General features: G+C 73.7%; 3 protein-coding genes. 1 reads left to right on the top strand and 2 read right to left on the bottom strand.

What is annotated here, in order from left to right:
* The coding region (locus Aut01nite_RS43685) for a serine/threonine-protein kinase (RefSeq protein ID WP_239124612.1) at positions 1-1,282 on the bottom strand (1,282 nt) is incomplete at its 3' end.
* Positions 1,283-1,561: 279 nt separating this feature from the next.
* Positions 1,562-2,299 (bottom strand): hypothetical protein, encoded by a 738-nt coding sequence (locus Aut01nite_RS22960; protein ID WP_152629176.1) that lies wholly within the window; start codon positions 2,297-2,299, stop codon positions 1,562-1,564.
* Between Aut01nite_RS22960 and Aut01nite_RS22955 the strand changes: the two genes are divergently transcribed.
* The coding region (locus Aut01nite_RS22955) for a hypothetical protein (RefSeq protein WP_204037647.1) at positions 2,283-2,617 on the top strand (335 nt) is incomplete at its 3' end. The two genes, Aut01nite_RS22960 and Aut01nite_RS22955, sit on opposite strands and share 17 nt — an antisense overlap.

The following is a 2,617-nucleotide window of genomic DNA, read 5'->3' as shown; positions in this document are numbered from 1 at the left end:
GCACTGCCGCGGGCAGATCCAGGCGCGCGGTGTCCGGCTCATGGCGCCGGGTGAAACGAGGTGAGTTCGGAGGGCAAGCGCCGGGCGGGATAGGCCATGTGCTTGCGAAAGGCGACGCCACGGTGACCGACGGCGGACCGTCCACGGGTTGGCACGGGGCGACGGGAGGAAAGTGCGGGGCGGCGGCCGGTGGCCGGACGTCGGCACGCGGTGGGGCGGCGGGCGGTGGGGCGCCGGCGGGCGGTGGGGCGTCGGCGGGCGGGACGGCGCGAACCAAAGGCGGAACGGCGGCGGGTGGCGCGACGAAACCCGGAAGCGGAACGGCGGCGGGTGGCGCGACGAAACCCGGAAGCGGAACGGCAGTGGGCGGGGCGGCGGAAGCCGGAAGCGGAACGGCGGCGGGCGAGGCGGCGGAAGCCGGAAGCGGAACGGCAGTGGGCGGTGCGAAGGGAACAGGAGGCGGAACGGCGGCGGGCGACGGGGCGGCGGGGATCGGAAGCGGGACGGCGGCGGCAGCGCGGAGTGGGGCAGCCGGAACCGGAGGTGGGGTGCCGACGGCGGCGCGGAGCTGGGCGGCGACGGCGCGGGCTGAGGGGCGGTCGCGGGGATCGGTGGCCAGGCAGTGGTGGATCAGGGGTGGGGCGTCGGGGCCGGGCGGGCCCTCCGGGATGCTGCCGGTGATCATTTCGGTGAGCAGGATGCCGAGGGCGTACACGTCGGCGGCTGCGGTGGCAGTGCCGCCGGTGATCAGTTCCGGGGCGATGTAACCGGGGGTGCCGCCGGTGGCGAGCGGCTGGGCGTCGGAGAGCAGCGCCGCCACCCCGAAGTCAGTGATCTTGACGGTGTCCGGGCCGATGAGGACGTTCTCCGGCTTGAGGTCGAGGTGGACGACGCCCTGCGCGTGAGCGGCGGCGAGTGCGGCCGCGACCCGCGCGCCGATCGCCCCGGCCTCGGCGGTGGACAGCCGGCCGCCGCGCGCGGTCAGGTGCTGCCGCAGGTTGGGGCCGTCGACGTACTCGGTGACCAGTGTGATCCGGCCACCCTCCACGACCAGGTCACGGAGGGACACGATGGATTCGTGGTGCAGGTCGCGCAGGGCGGCCTCCTCGCGGAGGATCAGGTTGCGGACGCGACGGTCCCCGGCGTACCCCGCGTGAAGCACTTTGGCCGCGAGCGGCGGCCCACCGTGACGGCTCGTGGCCCGCCGGACCACCGCCGAGGCGCCCCTGCCGATCTCCTCGTGGAGGAGGTATTCGCGACCGAGCGGCTCGTCTCCGGCCATGCGACGGCCCTCTCTGATATCACTGAGCGAATCTCGATAATTACCGAAAGTACCGACATTTACCCGGGTGAGCCATGGCGCGGACGGTCGCTGATCCGGACCGGACAGAGGAACCCATGCGCCACTCGGCCCCCGGCGCCTCGGAAACGATGGGCACCAGGAGCGGAAGCTGCTGGTACCGGACGATCTAGAATCGATGCGGCGCCATGGCTTCACCGGCCCGGCGCGCCCCCGGAACGGCACGGGACTGACCGTTCGGGCGAGCCCACCGGAGGGACCTCAGCGGCGGGTGATCTTGACGCAGTTGCCGGTCTGGTAGCCGGACTTGCCGTCCTTGACCAGGCCGTGCCCGGCGAGGGCGATCCGGGCGCACACCTTCTGCGCGTCGCCGATCGCGTTGATGAACCGGTCGTCGCTCACGTCCAGGACGGACGGGTCGCGGTCCACCACGTACCACTCGCCGCGTTCGCTCCTGGGCACATGCGAGCCCATGTCGTGATCGTCGCCGCCACTGCCGCCCCAGACGTGCAGGTGGTAGCCGCCCGTCGCGTCCGGGGTGGAACCGCCCCAGTCGGCCTCGTAGTCGACGGTCAGCTTGCCGCCGGTGATCACCGCGGAGGTGAGGCAGACCCAGCGCTTGTTGCTCTTGATCTGGTCGGTGCACTGCTCGTCGGCGGCGAGGGGGGCGGGCTCGGCGCTCACCTTCGTACTGCCCGACGGCTGCGCGACCTGGCCCGTGCCGGACCCCTCGCGGTACTGCGCGTAGGCCACACCGGCCGCGATCAGGATCGCGGTCAGCAGGATCGCGGCGATCCCGAAGATCAGGCGCCGCCTGCTGCGCCGGCGTTTCGCCAGTTCCTTGCCGGTCGGCGCCGGTCGCCGCGGCGGCGGGGACGTGGGAGTGGGCGTGGCGGCAGCCCGCCCGGACGCCCGGGACGCCACCCGGCCGACCACCGGGGCACGCGGGGTGGTCGGAGCGTCAGCGGACGGCAGGATCGCCGTGGACCGCGCATTCACCGGCGGCGTCACGGCCGCGGAGACCGGAGCGGACGCCGAACCGGAGCCCGGACCCGAAGCGGAACCGGAAGCCGGGGCCGAACCAGGGGCCGAACCCGAAGCGGAGGCCGAACCGGAACCGGAAGCCGGAGCGGAACCGGAGGTCGGGCCCGAACCAGAGGACGGAGCCGAAGCCGGCGCGGAGGCCCGGGCAGAGGCCGGGCTGACGTTGTTGACGGCGACCGGGACGGTCATCGCCGGGACGTTCCGGGAAGCGGCTCCCGTTCCCGGGGCGGGCCGGGGTGACGAGCCGGGGCTGGGTGACGAAGCGGCCCGGGA

This window comes from Actinoplanes utahensis (genome assembly GCF_016862455.1).
GTDB classification, from domain to species: domain Bacteria; phylum Actinomycetota; class Actinomycetes; order Mycobacteriales; family Micromonosporaceae; genus Actinoplanes; species Actinoplanes utahensis.
Note: the sequence above shows the minus strand (reverse complement) of the source record. Positions and strands in the feature narration are given on the sequence as shown.